Source organism: Providencia sp. PROV141 (genome assembly GCF_028481645.1).
Taxonomy (GTDB): Bacteria; Pseudomonadota; Gammaproteobacteria; order Enterobacterales; family Enterobacteriaceae; genus Providencia; species Providencia rettgeri.
This window is the reverse complement of record NZ_JAMPPR010000022.1, coordinates 46,432-63,057: the sequence shown is the minus strand read 5'-3', so window position 1 is coordinate 63,057 and position 16,626 is coordinate 46,432. Positions and strand designations below refer to the sequence as shown.

The following is a 16,626-nucleotide window of genomic DNA, read 5'->3' as shown; positions in this document are numbered from 1 at the left end:
AAGATAATAATTAAAGAAGTATTATATAAATGATTACTTAGATCTTAGATTGGAAATAATGTATTGGTAAATACATTTATTACACAGTAAAATTTTAATTACAAACGTTTGATTTAACCTAAATTAATTTTTGGCTTTATCTTTCTTTTCAAGTTCTTCTATACGTTTCTTTGGTGAATCAGCTTTATCATCATTACCCGATTTCGCGTAATCTAAAGGAATTAAAAGAGTATCCATAACAACAGAAAAGGGTAAATCAATAGCAAGCAAAGGCTTAACAACCCAGCCGGTTTCATCATCTTTAATCATTTTAATACTATTTTTCGAACCAGGGTAATAACCTTCTGATGGGCCTGCATGAGTCATAATACTTGAGCAACCACTCAAAATAAGCGGTGCGATAAGGAAACATAATCGTATTGAAATTAAACTCGGCATAGACGTTGTTAACCTGTATTTAGCTTGTTATTCCTAATATTGACTTATAATAACGAAAAACAAAAAATTCACAATAATGGCGTCATATTATTATTTTATTTAACCGTATGTATTTTTTTAGTTAATAGTTTACTTGTAGCTATTAACTAAAAATATTTGTCTTCTGTTTCTATTCGATGAATGATAAATAACGTTAAGAAATAAAGACATACTATTTTATATTTGTTATCAGTTTGAAAATTCTAAAAAAATAGATCATTTATTCATTCTGAACTGTGCTCTATGGCACATATTACCCTTATGCTATTTGGCATAATCGATTCAGTAGTATGTTTTATCACCTATTTGGGTGTGTTTAATGGGTAACTTGTCGTCAAAAGGATGCGGTCTATGAGTGAATTAGCTCTTACTGTAAGTTTGTTGGCGTTAGCTGCTGCTTTAGGGCTATGGATTGGTAATTGGAAGATCCGTAGTGTTGGGCTGGGGATTGGTGGTGTCCTATTTGGGGGGATCATCGTTGGGCATTTTGCCCAAAGTTACGGCTTACAACTGAATAAAGACATGCTGCATTTTATTCAAGAGTTTGGCTTGATACTATTTGTATACACGATTGGTATTCAGGTTGGGCCTGGTTTTTTCTCTTCTCTTCGTGTTTCTGGTCTCAAACTAAATGGCTTTGCGTTGATGGTTGTTGTCTTAGGTGCGGTGGTAACAGCAATCATATATAAAGTCGCGAATATTCCATTACCAATTATCCTAGGTATTTTTTCAGGGGCGGTAACGAATACGCCATCTTTAGGTGCCGGTCAGCAAATTTTAACTGACCTAGGTTCTGACCCTAATCTAATAGGCCAAATGGGAATGGGCTACGCCATGGCTTACCCTATGGGGATTTGTGGCATCTTACTGGTGATGTGGTTAGTACGCATCATCTTTAGAATTTCAGTAGAGAAAGAAGCTTCTGCATTTAATAGTTCCTCTTTTCAACAGCGCGACTCCCTGCAGACGATGAATATTGCCATTCGTAACGCCAATCTTGATGGTTTAATGATGCAAGATATCCCACTGCTTGGTAGCGAAGCAATTGTTTGTTCAAGATTAAAACGCGGAGATATGCTCGTTGTTCCTCAACCCACAACAGAAATTCATTTAGGTGACTTATTGCACGTTGTTGGCTTAAAAGATGATTTAAATAAAGTTCGCTTAATATTAGGCGAAGAAGTTGATGCATCTCTGTCTACATCAAGCTCTATTTTACATTCCGTTCGTGTGGTCGTGACGAATGATGCCGTACTAAGTAAAAGGCTTAAGGACTTAAATTTAAAACAAAAATATGACGTTGTTGTGACACGATTAAACCGTACGGGTATTGATCTAGTCGCTAATAACAATTCAGTTTTACAATTTGGTGATATTTTAAATATTGTTGGTCGCCCCGAATCAATTGAAGCAGTCACCGCTTTACTAGGTAATGCAAAACAAAAATTACAGCAAGTTCAAATGTTACCTGTGTTCCTTGGAATCGGGCTAGGGGTTGTGCTGGGCTCAATACCAGTTTTTGTTCCTGGTTTCCCAGCAGCGTTAAAACTTGGACTAGCAGGAGGCCCGCTAGTTGTTGCATTAATTCTAGGTCGTATAGGGACTATTGGGCGCTTATATTGGTTTATGCCGCCGAGCGCTAACCTTGCGTTAAGGGAGCTAGGAATTGTTATGTTCCTCGCAGTGGTAGGGCTCAATTCGGGTGGTGGCTTCATTGATACTTTAATTAAAGGCGATGGGTTGATGTGGATTGGCTATGGGTTATTGATTACGTTTGTACCGTTGTTTATTACAGGTGTGGTAGCTCGAATTTTTGGCAAAATGAACTATTTGAGCCTTTGTGGAGTGCTTGCAGGTTCCATGACAGACCCTCCTGCATTAGCATTCGCAAATAATATACATGCGACCAGCGGTGCTCCTGCATTATCTTATGCAACAGTTTATCCATTAGCGATGTTTTTAAGAATTATTTCACCTCAATTGCTGGCTATTTTATTTTGGGCTGTTTAGTTAAAGATGACAGCTCATTTGATGAATAACTAAAATTTTGTCATAGCATTAAAAAATATAAATATTTCAATGTGATAGGTGATTTTTGATAATTGAGGTATAAGCGAGCAATGAAAGGTATCACGATATATAGGGGCAAAAAGTGCTTTTGTTCAAGCTATGACCAAATAGAAAAGATGTTCTAATAGTTTTGAATGATATTCGTATTGAAAAGTTAATTTGATTTCAATTACGGAGTTCTCGCTAATTTTTAGCCCTTTCTACATGAAAGGGCTTTTTTTTACCTAAATGTTGCAATAGCAGGGCTAAAAAGCCCTTTGTTGTTTCACAACCTAACAGGTTACTTCTTAATAAGCTTTTTCAAGCTCCTCAGCTAATATTTTGATCCCTTGTTCGATTTTTTCTGGTTCTGGGACATAGTTCATACGCATACATTGATGCGCATGTGGCCAATCCTGTTCAATACCAGGGAAGAAGTAATGGCCGGGAACCATCAATACACCACGTTTTTTTAAGCGTTGGTATAATTCTAAGCAATTAATTGGTAGGTCTTTAAACCATAACCAGAGGAAAATGGCACCTTCTGGCTTATGAATTAAACACTTATCTTCTGGGATATAGCGGCGAATAATTTCGATGGCTTCTTCTACACGCTGCTTATAAAAAGGACCAATTACATTTTTAGATAACGAGATAAGGTCATCTTTTTTAAGCATTTCTAAGGCAAGCGCAGGGCCTATGCCACCAGGAGCAAGGCTGATGATGCCATTCATATTACTAACAGCTTCAATGATTTCTTCATTAGCGATGATAATGCCGCATCGAGTTCCAGGTAAACCAAGTTTAGATAAACTCATACAAAGAATGACATTTTCGTTCCAAAATGGCGTAGCTTCACTGAAGATAATGCCAGGGAAAGGAACACCATAAGCATTATCTATTAGTAGTGGGATATTATGTTGTTTAGCGAGTTGGTCTAAATGCTCAACTTCTTCATCAGTAATGACATTACCAGTCGGATTTGTTGGGCGAGACACACAAATCACACCAATATCATCAGTAACCTCTAATGTGTTGAAGTCGACTCGGTATTTAAATTGACCATTAGGTAAAAATTCAATTTGTGGCTTATTAGCAACGAATAAGCCATCATCAAGACCTGAGTCTGCATAACCGACATATTCAGGGGCAAGAGGAAATAGCACTTTACGGGTGATACCATCTTCAAAGCGACCGGCTAGCAAGTTAAATAGATAGAAAAAAGCACTCTGGCTGCCGTTAGATAGGGCAATATTTTTCGCGCTAATATTCCAACCTAGTTTTGCTTTTAGCGTTGCTGCAAGCGCTTTCAACATGGCATCTTTACCTTGAGGACCATCATAATTGCATAAAGTGTCCGTCAATTGGCCATTAGTACACATTTCAGCTAATAGATCTTGGAAATACTTATCCATTTCAGGGATATGAGCAGGATTTCCTCCCCCTAACATAATGGAGCCAGGGGTTCTTATGCCTTCATTCAAATCTTTCATTAATAATGAAATACCTGAATTTTGAGCAAATTTATTACCAAATTTAGAAAATATCATCGCATTTATTCACATATGTTTATTAGATTGTTAATGGAATTTAAAACATACTCCGCTGCATCTCAGAGTTCAACCACTCATTCTTATCTTTTTTTAAGGTAAAATATCAAATTAAATCTATTTAATAGATTAAAGTATCGCAATGTTAATGCTTTGGTGGTTTATTTTTCTTTTTACTCGATGAGTTACACCGATAAAAACTAATTTATTTAAATTGGCAACAATTCACTAAATGGTCATTTATCATGCCAGTTGCCTGCATAAATGCATAACAAGTGATCGAACCGACAAATTTAAACCCACGTTTTTTGAGCGCCTTAGAAAGAAGCTTAGAAATTTCAGTTTCCGCGGGGACTTGCGATGGTTTTTCCCAACCATTGACAATGGGTTGACCATTTACAAATTGCCAAATAAAAGTGGAAAAATCCTCACCATTCTCTTTCATGGCTAAATAGGCTTTTGCATTCGCAATAATTGCATTAATTTTTAACCGGTTACGGATGATGCGAGTATCTTGCATAAGCCGCTCAATATCGTTTTCATCCATTAATGCGATTTTTTCAGGGGCGAAATTATGAAATAAATCGCGATATCCTTGGCGTTTTTTTAAAATAGTGTACCAAGAGAGCCCGGCTTGTTGGCCTTCAAGGCAGATCATTTCAAATAATGTTAAGTTGTCATAAGTGGGTTTTCCCCATTCATGATCGTGATAAGCGACATATTCAGGGTCTTGATTGACCCAATGGCAGCGTGTCAGAGGAGTATCCATTTTTCATCCTTTTTACAGTCTCGATAACCTTGTTTCAAAAAACAAACCATTTATACTGTATAAATAACCAGTTTAAAAGGGATGAAAGTATTTTTTTTTATTTTTAGAATAAATACAGACATATTCAATGCTGTATATCTTGCGGTCAAAGGGTATACTGGCGTACTTTCATTAAATTTTACGTATCGCGTGCGGATCTAACATGCAAAAGTTTGATACCAAAACCTTCCAAGGTCTTATCCTGACATTACAGGACTACTGGGCGCGTCAAGGCTGTACCATTGTTCAACCATTGGACATGGAAGTCGGCGCAGGAACCTCTCACCCAATGACGTGTTTGCGTGCATTAGGCCCTGAGCCTATTGCTGCGGCTTATGTTCAACCATCTCGTCGGCCAACTGATGGTCGCTATGGTGAGAACCCAAACCGTCTACAACATTATTATCAGTTTCAGGTGATCATCAAACCATCACCAGACAACATCCAAGAATTATACCTGGGTTCTTTAAAAGAATTAGGTGTTGACCCAACCGTTCACGACATTCGTTTTGTTGAAGATAACTGGGAAAACCCAACATTGGGCGCTTGGGGATTAGGCTGGGAAGTGTGGCTTAACGGGATGGAAGTGACTCAGTTTACTTACTTCCAGCAGGTTGGTGGTCTTGAATGTAAACCTGTAACAGGTGAAATTACATACGGCCTAGAACGCTTAGCGATGTATATTCAAGGCGTGGACAGCGTGTATGACCTTGTCTGGTGTGATGGCCCACTGGGTAAAACCACTTATGGTGATATTTATCATCAAAACGAAGTAGAGCAGTCAACCTATAACTTCGAATACGCAAATGTTGATTTTCTTTTCAAATGTTTTGAAGAGTATGAAAAAGAAGCTCAACACTTGCTGGCTTTGGAAACACCACTTCCACTACCTGCATACGAACGTATCTTGAAAGCGGCTCACACTTTCAACCTACTAGATGCACGTAAAGCCATTTCTGTTACTGAACGCCAACGCTATATTTTACGTATTCGTACCCTAACTAAAGGGGTTGCAGAAGCGTATTATGCTTCTCGTGAAGCGCTTGGATTCCCTATGTGTCATAAGAACTAAGAGGCTGTCATGACTCAACAGACTTTCCTTGTGGAAATCGGCACCGAAGAGTTACCGCCGAAGGCTCTTCGTTCATTAGCTGAATCATTTGCTGCAAATTTTACGGCTGAACTTGATGGCGCTGATATTACCCATGGTGCAGTAACGTGGTTTGCTGCCCCTCGTCGTTTAGCACTTAAAGTAGCTGATTTAGCAGCTTCACAGCCAGACCGTGAAGTTGAAAAACGCGGTCCTGCTATCTCTCAAGCATTTGGTCCGGATGGTAAACCAACTAAAGCGGCTGAAGGCTGGGCTCGTGGTTGTGGTATTACCGTTGACCAAGCTGAGCGTTTGACCACAGATAAAGGCGAATGGTTACTATACCGCGCCCAAATGAAAGGGCAGGCTGTCAGCGAATTATTGGTTGATATGACTAGCCGTGCGTTAGCAAAACTACCAATCCCTAAATTAATGCGTTGGGCAGATAAAGACACTCAATTCGTTCGCCCTGTTCATACGGTCACATTACTGTTAGGTAGTGATGTTATCGAGGGTGAAATTTTAGGTATTAAGAGCGGGCGCACAATTCGTGGCCACCGCTTTATGGGTGAAGCTGAATTTACTATTGATAACGCTGAACAATATCCAGCCATTTTACGTGAACGCGGTAAAGTCATGGCGGATTACGCAGAACGTAAAGCGGTTATTAAAGCGGATGCGGAAAAAGCGGCTCAGGCTCTTGGTGGCCAAGCTGACTTAACGGATAGCTTACTTGAAGAAGTGACTTCATTGGTTGAATGGCCAGTCGTTTTAACGGCTAAATTTGAAGAGAAATTCTTAGATGTCCCTTCAGAAGCGCTCGTTTATACTATGAAAGGGGATCAAAAATATTTCCCAGTTTATGATAAGGCTGGCAAGTTAATGCCTAACTTTATCTTTGTGGCAAATATTGAGTCTTCTGATCCTCAGCAAATCATTTCAGGTAACGAAAAAGTTGTACGTCCGCGTTTAGCTGATGCCGAATTTTTCTTTAAAACTGACCGTAAACAACGTTTGGAAGATAACTTACCACGTTTAGAAACTGTATTGTTCCAAAAACAATTAGGTACGCTGCGTGATAAAACGGATCGTTTAGAAGCGTTAGCGGGCTGGATTGCGAGCAAAATTGGTGCAGATGTTAACCATGCAACACGAGCTGGCTTATTAGCCAAATGTGACTTAATGACTAACATGGTGTTTGAGTTTACAGACACTCAAGGTGTTATGGGAATGCACTATGCACGCCATGACGGTGAGTCAGAAGACGTTGCATTAGCTTTAAAAGAGCAGTATCAGCCACGTTTTTCAGGAGATGCACTTCCATCAACAGACGTGTCAGCTGCATTAGCATTGGCTGAAAAAATGGATACACTTGCTGGTATTTTTGGTATCGGCCAACATCCTAAAGGTGATAAAGATCCATTCGCTCTGCGTCGTGCTGCATTAGGTGTCCTACGCATCATCGTTGAAAAAGGCTACCAGCTTGATCTCGTTGAAATGACAGAAGAAGCGGCTCGTTTATATGGCGATAAATTAACCAATGAAAATGTAGTTAATGACGTTGTTGAGTTTATGCTTGGTCGTTTCCGTTCTTGGTATCAAGAATTAGGCTATAGCATTGATACTATTCAAGCGGTATTAGCTCGCCGTCCAACACAACCTGCTGACTTTGATGCACGAGTGAAAGCAGTTACTCACTTCCGTTCATTAGAAGAAGCACAGGCACTTGCAGCGGCAAATAAACGTGTTTCCAATATTCTGAGTAAATCAGAAGAAAAACTGGCTGACAACGTTTTAGCATCTGTTTTAAAAACACCTGAAGAAGTCAAATTAGCGACTCATGTTGTGGTACTACAAGATAAGCTTGCGCCAATGTTTGCAGAAAGGAATTATCAAGAGGCTTTAGTTGAATTAGCTTCTTTACGCGATATCGTGGATGAATTCTTTGCAAATGTTATGGTAATGGATGAAGACCAAGCGGTGCGTATTAACCGTTTGACGCTATTAAGCCAGTTACGTGAGTTGTTTTTGAAAGTAGCGGATATTTCTTTGCTGCAATAGGCTTGAAATTAGGTTTTTAGCTTATTGTTGACGCTATTTTTACAAATGCTAACCTGTTTGATAAATAAGCACTAAAATACTCTAGTGCTTATTTTTTACTTTAAATAAGGTGATTAGCTTATAAACCTTACCATTTTGGTGGTTTTATCAGCAAACGAACAGAATTGGCGAAAAATGGGTTGACGATCTCCGTTCTTGGCAGTATTATTCACACCGTTTTCGGCGAGTAGCGCAGCTTGGTAGCGCAACTGGTTTGGGACCAGTGGGTCGGAGGTTCGAATCCTCTCTCGCCGACCAAATTCTAAGACCCACCTCATTGAGGTGGGTTTTTTCGTTTTTATCTCTCTTCTTCTATCTATAATTTCAGACTAACTTGCCTTGCTCTTCATCGCCTATTTCTGTTGATATATAGCCAGTTCCTAGTTGGGCTGATGGGTTATTTATGTTCCCAGATAGCCCATTATTTATGAATATCGTTATTCATTCTTATGTTGTTTCCAGTAAAAACGCTTTTTCATTACAAGGACTCGTTAATGAAAGCCAACTACCTTTTATCAATATACCTTTATTTCTTTTTTTGGGGTTTCATGGCTAATAAAGCTTATAGCCATGCTATAACGCCTGTTACTGCCATTACTCAAACATTGCCTACATGTATCATAATTAACCAAGTTTATTTAATCGATGCTCAGCAGCTAACTGAAATTTCATCAAGGCATATTGATGGATGGCGAAAAAAGCTAGAAGGTAAGTGCATTAGCGAGCAAGGTTTGCTCGACTATGCTGACTATATTAGGGCTGAACTTATTAAAGCCGGCTACCTGACCTCTTATTTATATTACCCAGAGCAAACTTTTTTGCTTGGTATCCTACAAGCAAAAATAATAGTAGGAACCGTTTCTTCGGTGGTTTATCAAAACGAGCTGGCGGAAGACAACTTACTGCCACATATATTTCCTTTTAAGCAAGGGGAGGCGCTTAACCTTTGGCATCTTGAGCAAGGCCTATACAATTTACAGAATACGTCTTTGCTTCCCTTTCAAATTAAATTAATTCCAGATAAAACCAATGAAAACGGCACACAAATATTGGTGATTGGCCAACACCGACGTGAATTTCAAGGTATTCTCTCTTTTGAGTCACACTCAATTGCCGGGCAAGTAAGTAATTCAGTTAGCCATACTTTTATGGTTGCTAATCCTTTGCTACGCAGTGACTTTTTATATTCAGAAGTCAGTCGTCAGCTTAGCGGTTCGGAAGACACTGAAATAACATCCGCAGCATTGTTCTACTCCCTGCCATATCATTATTGGCTTTTTTCTGTGTCTGGTGGATATCAGGAAAATAAATCCGTTCTTACTAGCTATGATGTGGCTTTACGACTACAACAGTACCACTGGTTTCTCTTACTAAATGCAGAATACTTATTAAAGCGAACTGAACATTCGGTTACTTCAATAAGTCTAGGATCTCAAATCCAAAAAAGTGACACTTTTTTATCTGATTTATACTTACAAACACAACAGCGTTTTGCTAATTACATTATTGGTGAATTTTCTCATCAAGCTAGTTTTTCACAAGGTAATACCTCACTAAAATTAAAGTATAAACAAGGAACTGACTGGTTTGGTGCCAATGCACAGCAAATAACGGGATTACGTAAGCCACAAATTTTGAAAATATCACTTTCAGCGTATAGAGAAGTACTTCCTTTTCAATATCAAGGCCAATTTGAGGTACGGCTGAGCCGTGACAAGTTAGATGTAGTACTAGACCAAGAATCATTAGCTGGAGCTGGGGGGATTAGCGGTTTTATTGGTGGATCGCAATATACTGATATGGGGGATAATAGCTTAAGGTTGGAAAATGAACTGTTATGGAATACTCCTTGGCAACAAGTGGCTCTATATACTTCATTGGGGATAGGGGCAACGGCGAATGATAAAGCAACATTTTGGAAGGAAAACGTATTACTAGGTGGAAGGATTGGTGCGAAAGGCCAATTAGGGCGTTTGTCATATCACTTATTTACAGAAACTCCGCTTTGGCAAGGAAACCGACCTTTTGCGCAGAATGTCAGCTCAGGCTTTCATGTCTCATTTTATTATTAATAAAATCAGTAGACTGTGTTGCTTGCTGCGTCATCTAAGTGGTGTTTTTTATACAAATTAGCTAATTGTAGTTTTTATCGCCTGTATTAGAGCATTTTCTGTACACCTATGAAATGAGTGAAAGAATGCGACGAGTACTATTTTATTCTTTAAGTTATCAAATGGTTAAAATTATGTTTAGCATCGGCAGTTGAATGTTTTTTATTTGCATAAAAAACAAACTAAATAATTACATACTAAAATAATTTCCACATCGATTCTCTTTAGTGTTTTATTTCGTATCACACCAATAAAAGCACTATATTCGTTCAGTAATTCAGCACTTAATCACAAATATAAAAATAAATAACCTCGATATAAAACCCTATTCATTACTAATTATATGGTTATAACGCCTGCATCTAGTCCTTTATTATGAAATTTTAAGCTAAATTGCAGTGTTAATTGTTTCTAATATGTTACATGAATTGAAGGTGGGTCGTAAATGTGGCTATTGACGAAGCGAGTGACAGTTGATTAATTGCACAATGAATAACAAAAAATACAGATACTACATCTGTCGCTTTTATGACGGATTTAGACATCAAGCAAAACAACATGAACACCATAGGAGCATACAGATGCGCTCTATTAAAAAGACAGGCCTACTGACAGTAGGGCTTACATTGGCAGCATTAGCGGTATCCGCATCAGTACAGGCAAAAACATTAGTTTATTGCTCAGAGGGCTCCCCTGAGGGCTTTAACCCACAGTTGTTCACATCAGGAACGACTTATGATGCAAGTTCTATCCCACTGTATAACCGTTTAGTTGAGTTCAAATTAGGAACAACTGAAATTGAACCTGGTTTGGCTGAAAGCTGGGAAGTGAGCGATGATGGTAAAGAGTACACTTTCCATCTGCGTAAAGGTGTCAAATGGCACTCGAATAAAGAATTTAAACCAAGCCGTGATTTGAACGCAGACGATGTAATCTATACATTTATGCGTCAAAAAGATGCTAACCACCCATATCATAAAGTTTCAGGCGGCAGCTATGAATACTTTATGGGAATGGATATGGATAAAATCATCGATAAAGTAGAGAAAGTTGATGATAATACAGTTAAAATTACCTTAACTCGCCCTGAATCTCCATTCTTAGCCGATATGGCAATGGACTTCGCATCAATTCTTTCTGCTGAATATGCAGACCAGATGCTGAAAGCGGGCACGCCAGAAAAAGTAGATTTAAACCCAATTGGAACGGGTCCATTTGTCCTGCAACAGTATCAAAAAGACTCTCGTATTCTTTATAAAGCCAACGACCAATACTGGGGCACAAAACCTAAACTTGACCGCTTAGTTTTCTCTATCACACCAGATGCTTCCGTTCGTTATGCAAAATTGCAAAAAAATGAATGCCAAGTCATGCCATATCCAAACCCAGCTGACTTAGAGCGCATGAAGCAAGATAAAGACATTACACTAATGGAGCAACCAGGGCTGAACGTTGGTTATCTCTCTTATAATGTTGAGAAAAAACCGCTGGATAATCAAAAAGTTCGCCAAGCACTGTCTATGGCGGTGAACAAAGATGCAATTATCGAAGCGGTTTATCAAGGAGCAGGTCAAAAAGCGAAAAACCTTATCCCACCAACAATGTGGGGCTATAACGATGCGGTGATCGATTACGAATATAATCCTGAAAAAGCAAAAGCATTATTAGCAGAAGCGGGCTTCCCGAATGGCTTTGAAATTGACTTATGGGCGATGCCTGTTCAACGACCATATAACCCAAATGCCCGCCGCATGGCGGAAATGATCCAAGCTGACTGGGCAAAAGTTGGCGTTAAATCAAAGGTTGTCAGCTATGAGTGGGGTGAATACCTCAAACGAGCGAAAGATGGCGAGCCACAAACGGTAATGATGGGTTGGACGGGTGACAATGGGGACCCTGATAACTTCTTTGCAACCTTATTTAGCTGTGCAGCAAAAGAACAAGGTTCTAACTACTCAAAATGGTGTAATCAAAGTTTCGAAAACTTGATCCAACCAGCACGTCAAACAGCAGATCACGACAAGCGAGTCGATCTGTACAAACAAGCGCAAGTTGTGATGAATGAGCAGGCTCCAGCCCTCATTATCGCGCACTCCACAGTGTTTGAACCAGTACGTAAAGAAGTCAAAGGCTATGTGGTTGACCCACTAGGCAAGCACCACTTCGAAAACGTCGATATTGAGAAGTAATCGTATCTAATCTGTCTATGCCCTTCGTTGCTGGTTTAGAGCGGAGGGCGTTTTCTTCTCTAGAAGAAGCAGAGAAGTTGAGTTGTTTGTGAGCACCCGGAAAAGCGATTTTCTGAGTAGCCAAACGGACTAAGAGCCGTCAACGGCATTATTAAAGAGATTCAGGATATGTTGCAATTTATCCTCCGACGATTGGGGCTTGTGATCCCCACGTTTATCGGTATTACATTATTGACTTTTGCTTTTGTCCACATGATCCCGGGTGACCCGGTGATGATCATGGCTGGTGAAAGGGGATTATCCCCTGAAAGGCATGCGTATTTAATGGCTGAACTAGGGCTTGATCAGCCACTTTGGAAACAATATCTCCATTATATCAATGGAATATTTCATGGTGATTTAGGGATTTCCCTAAAAAGTCGTATCGGGGTATGGGAAGAGTTTTTACCTCGTTTTTTAGCGACCGTTGAATTGGCAACTTGCGCCATGATTTTTGCGATTTCTGTTGGGATCCCAGTTGGGGTGTTAGCCGCAGTAAAACGTGGGTCTATTTTTGACCACACTGCAATTGGCCTTTCTTTAACGGGTTACTCAATGCCTATCTTCTGGTGGGGGATCATGCTCATCATGTTAGTGTCGGTACAGTTAGATCTCACCCCGGTTGCAGGGCGAGTCAGTGATACCGTTTTTCTTGATGATTCTCAGCCTCTGACCGGTTTTATGTTAATTGATACCCTAATTTGGGGTGAAGATGGCGATTTTATTGATGCCGTAGAGCACTTAATATTGCCTTCCATTGTTTTGGGAACGATCCCATTAGCCGTCATTGTACGTATGACTCGCTCATCAATGCTAGAAGTGCTGGGAGAGGATTATATTCGTACTGCTCGTGCCAAAGGTCTTGGCCGCGCGCGCGTAATTTTAATTCATGCATTACGTAATGCATTATTGCCTGTGGTCACAGTAATTGGTTTGCAGGTTGGGGTGATGTTAGCAGGGGCTATTTTGACAGAAACTATTTTCTCATGGCCCGGATTAGGACGCTGGTTAATCGAAGGGCTACAGCGTCGAGACTACCCTGTTGTACAGGGGGGAGTTCTACTGGTTGCGACATTGATTATCTTTGTAAACTTAGTGGTCGACGTGCTGTATGGCATTGTAAACCCTCGTATTCGTCATAAAAAATAAGGAGCGCCAAATGTCTCAATCTACTGAGCCAACCGTTGTCAGCGCCCCGCAGCCGATGACACCATTACAAGAATTTTGGCACTATTTTAAACGTAACAAAGGGGCAGTTGTCGGGATGTTCTATATCATCCTGATGGTACTGATTGCGATTTTTGCGGGGGTATTAGCCCCACATGCTCCAGATGAACAATTCCGTGATTTCTTACTTGCTCCACCCGTTTGGGAAGATGGGGGAAGTTGGCAGTTTATTTTAGGGACTGATGATGTTGGGCGCGATTTACTCTCTCGTTTAATGTATGGCGCCCGCTTGTCACTGCTAGTTGGCTGTTTAGTGGTTGTTCTATCGTTAATAATGGGTGTCACTATTGGTGTGATCGCTGGCTATTTTGGTGGTGTCGTTGACGCATTAATTATGCGAGTTGTCGATATCATGCTGGCATTACCAAGTTTATTATTAGCCTTGGTGCTGGTCGCCATTTTTGGTCCTTCTATTGTTAATGCCTCGATTGCTTTAACGTTTGTTGCATTACCTCACTATATTCGATTAACACGAGCAGCGGTTTTAGTAGAAGTAAACCGTGACTATGTGACGGCCTCCCGTGTAGCGGGTGCCGGGGCAGTACGCCAAATGTTTGTGAACATCTTGCCTAACTGCTTGGCTCCATTGATTGTGCAGGCCTCTTTAGGTTTTTCGAATGCCATTTTAGATATGGCTGCTTTGGGTTTCCTTGGAATGGGCGCACAGCCACCGACTCCTGAGTGGGGAACGATGCTGTCTGATGTGTTGCAATTTGCACAAAGCGCATGGTGGGTTGTGACTTTCCCTGGACTGGCAATTTTATTGACGGTGCTTGCGTTTAACCTGATGGGTGATGGGTTACGTGATGCATTTGATCCAAAACTCAAGCAGTGATGAGGTAACCAAATGGCATTGTTAAATGTAGAACAACTTTCGGTACATTTCGGAGACGAAAAAGCACCGTTTCGCGCCGTTGACCGCATCAGTTATAGCGTTGATAAAGGCCAAGTCGTTGGTATCGTGGGTGAATCGGGTTCGGGTAAATCCGTTAGCTCACTCGCGATTATGGGGTTAATTGATTACCCCGGGAAAGTGATGGCTGATTCTTTAAAATTTGATGGGCGTGATTTACTGTCGATCCCTGAAAAAGAACGCAGGCAGATTGTTGGTGCCGATGTGGCGATGATTTTCCAAGATCCTATGACCAGTTTAAACCCTTGTTTTACAGTAGGGTATCAGATCATGGAAGCATTGAAAGTGCATCAAGGAGGGAGCAAAAGTACACGTAAACAGCGAGCTATTGACCTCTTGGATATGGTGGGGATCCCCGACCCACAATCACGTTTAGATGTGTATCCTCATCAGTTATCTGGTGGAATGAGTCAGCGTGTGATGATAGCAATGGCGATAGCGTGCCGGCCTAAGTTATTGATTGCTGATGAACCGACAACAGCGTTAGATGTCACCATTCAAGCGCAAATTATTGAGTTATTGTTGGAATTACAGCAACAAGAAAATATGGCATTGGTGCTTATCACTCATGACCTCGCTTTAGTGGCAGAAGCTGCACATCATATTATTGTGATGTATGCGGGACAGGTGGTTGAGTCAGCCAAAGCGAACGATATTTTTAAACATCCTCGTCATCCTTATACACAAGCGCTACTACGTGCTTTGCCTGAATTTGCGACGAATAAATCACGCTTAGCCTCACTTCCGGGTGTAGTACCCGGGAAATATGATAGGCCTGTGGGTTGTTTATTGAATCCACGTTGTCCGTATGCAACGGAGAAATGCCGTCAAGAAGAGCCAATGTTACAAACCGTTGGTGATCGCCAAGTCAAATGCCATATGCCGCTGGATGATATGGGGAGGCCAACATTATGAGTGACAAACAACATGCTCCATTGCTCAAAGCGGTGGATTTGAAAAAATATTATTCTGTCAAAAGAGGGGTTTTTGCTGCGGAAAAAACCTTGAAAGCATTAGATGGCGTTTCTTTTGAGCTAGAAAGAGGCAAAACATTGGCAGTGGTTGGAGAATCGGGTTGTGGTAAATCGACATTAGGTCGTTTATTAACCATGATTGAGCAACCCTCTGAGGGCGAGTTGTATTACCAAGACCAAAACTTGTTAGTAAAAGATAAGTCTGCGGAGAAACTGCGTCGTCAAAAAATCCAAATTGTGTTTCAAAACCCTTATGGCTCTTTAAACCCTCGTAAAAAGGTGGGGCAAATTTTGGAAGAGCCGCTATTGATTAATACTTCACTCTCGAAAGAGCAGCGCAAAGAAAAAGTATTATCTATGATGGCAAAAGTGGGTTTAAAAACAGAACACTATAGCCGGTATCCTCACATGTTTTCTGGTGGGCAGCGTCAGCGTATCGCGATAGCGCGGGGTTTAATGCTTGACCCTGACATCGTGGTTGCAGATGAACCGGTTTCCGCGCTGGATGTTTCTGTTCGTGCTCAAGTATTAAACCTGATGATGGATTTACAGCAAGATCTAGGCTTGTCTTATGTCTTTATTTCACATGATTTATCGGTGGTAGAGCATATTGCTGATGAAGTCATGGTGATGTATTTAGGCCGCTGTGTGGAGAAAGGGACAAAAGAGCAGATTTTTAATAACCCTCTTCACCCTTATACCCAAGCGTTATTATCAGCGACACCAAGGTTGAACCCAGACGCTCGGCGCGAACGTATTAAGTTAACAGGAGAGTTACCAAGCCCTTTAAACCCACCACCGGGATGTGCATTTGCAGCGCGGTGCCGTAGAGCATTTGGCCAATGTACTCAATTCCAGCCAACATTGAAGGAATATGACCAACAGTTGGTTGCGTGTTTTGCGGTTGATGAAGATGAAAAACAGACGATAACGGTAAGTTAATGTGTGAAACGGTAGAAAGGTTAACTTTCTGCCGTTTTTTATTTCATCATGCCTTTAAATGGCGTTAACATGCTGTTTGTCCTAAATACCCAATCTTTCTTTTTAAACTACTCTTTTGCAGATAAAATCAAGTATACTGGCTGATGTTTCCATTTTC

General features: G+C 40.5%; 12 protein-coding genes and 1 tRNA gene. 10 read left to right on the top strand and 3 right to left on the bottom strand.

Annotated elements, in window-relative coordinates; genetic code table 11:
* Positions 1-123: 123 nt before the first annotated feature.
* A complete protein-coding gene (locus tag PSF09_RS15090) occupies positions 124-438 on the bottom strand; it encodes a YceK/YidQ family lipoprotein (RefSeq protein ID WP_210837960.1) in 315 nt (104 codons plus the stop codon).
* 390 nt (positions 439-828) lie between these two features.
* Here PSF09_RS15090 and PSF09_RS15085 point away from each other — a divergent pair, with 390 nt between their 5' ends.
* Positions 829-2,487: a putative transporter gene (locus PSF09_RS15085; protein ID WP_272666036.1), complete on the top strand. Its 1,659-nt coding sequence runs from the start codon at positions 829-831 to the stop codon at positions 2,485-2,487.
* A 347-nt stretch (positions 2,488-2,834) separates the two neighbouring features.
* Here PSF09_RS15085 and PSF09_RS15080 read toward each other — a convergent pair whose 3' ends face one another.
* Entirely contained in the window at positions 2,835-4,076 is a 1,242-nt protein-coding gene (locus PSF09_RS15080; protein ID WP_272684089.1) for a valine--pyruvate transaminase, read from the bottom strand.
* A gap of 205 nt (positions 4,077-4,281) precedes the next feature.
* Positions 4,282-4,845: a DNA-3-methyladenine glycosylase I gene (locus tag PSF09_RS15075; protein WP_272666034.1), complete on the bottom strand. Its 564-nt coding sequence runs from the start codon at positions 4,843-4,845 to the stop codon at positions 4,282-4,284.
* Between the two features lie 202 nt (positions 4,846-5,047).
* On the opposite strand from PSF09_RS15075, the gene glyQ reads away from it, so the two are divergent.
* The 9 genes from glyQ (at position 5,048) to dppF (ending at position 16,469) form a co-directional block, all read left to right on the top strand.
* Complete coding sequence (gene glyQ / locus PSF09_RS15070) at positions 5,048-5,956, top strand: glycine--tRNA ligase subunit alpha (protein WP_004262647.1); 909 nt, start codon at positions 5,048-5,050, stop codon at positions 5,954-5,956.
* Between the two features lie 9 nt (positions 5,957-5,965).
* A complete protein-coding gene (glyS, locus tag PSF09_RS15065; RefSeq protein WP_272684088.1) occupies positions 5,966-8,035 on the top strand; it encodes a glycine--tRNA ligase subunit beta in 2,070 nt (689 codons plus the stop codon).
* Positions 8,036-8,255: 220 nt separating this feature from the next.
* Positions 8,256-8,332 (top strand) — tRNA-Pro (locus tag PSF09_RS15060).
* Positions 8,333-8,622: 290 nt separating this feature from the next.
* Positions 8,623-10,146 (top strand): ShlB/FhaC/HecB family hemolysin secretion/activation protein, encoded by a 1,524-nt coding sequence (locus PSF09_RS15055; RefSeq protein WP_272684087.1) that lies wholly within the window; start codon positions 8,623-8,625, stop codon positions 10,144-10,146.
* Between the two features lie 620 nt (positions 10,147-10,766).
* Positions 10,767-12,374 carry a dipeptide ABC transporter periplasmic-binding protein DppA gene (dppA, locus tag PSF09_RS15050; RefSeq protein WP_272684086.1) on the top strand — a complete coding sequence of 536 codons (1,608 nt, stop codon included), beginning with the start codon at positions 10,767-10,769 and terminating at the stop codon, positions 12,372-12,374.
* A 168-nt stretch (positions 12,375-12,542) separates the two neighbouring features.
* The gene (dppB, locus tag PSF09_RS15045) at positions 12,543-13,562 is read left to right on the top strand and encodes a dipeptide ABC transporter permease DppB (protein ID WP_004262635.1); all 1,020 of its coding nucleotides are present in this window, start codon (positions 12,543-12,545) and stop codon (positions 13,560-13,562) included.
* Between the two features lie 10 nt (positions 13,563-13,572).
* A complete protein-coding gene (gene dppC, locus PSF09_RS15040; RefSeq protein ID WP_109912889.1) occupies positions 13,573-14,475 on the top strand; it encodes a dipeptide ABC transporter permease DppC in 903 nt (300 codons plus the stop codon).
* A gap of 12 nt (positions 14,476-14,487) precedes the next feature.
* Positions 14,488-15,468 (top strand): dipeptide ABC transporter ATP-binding protein, encoded by a 981-nt coding sequence (dppD, locus tag PSF09_RS15035; protein ID WP_004266046.1) that lies wholly within the window; start codon positions 14,488-14,490, stop codon positions 15,466-15,468.
* Positions 15,465-16,469, top strand: a complete 1,005-nt coding sequence (dppF, locus tag PSF09_RS15030) for a dipeptide ABC transporter ATP-binding subunit DppF (RefSeq protein ID WP_210837218.1) — start codon at positions 15,465-15,467, stop codon at positions 16,467-16,469. The genes dppD and dppF overlap by 4 nt, the downstream gene beginning before the upstream one ends.
* Positions 16,470-16,626: the final 157 nt, after the last annotated feature.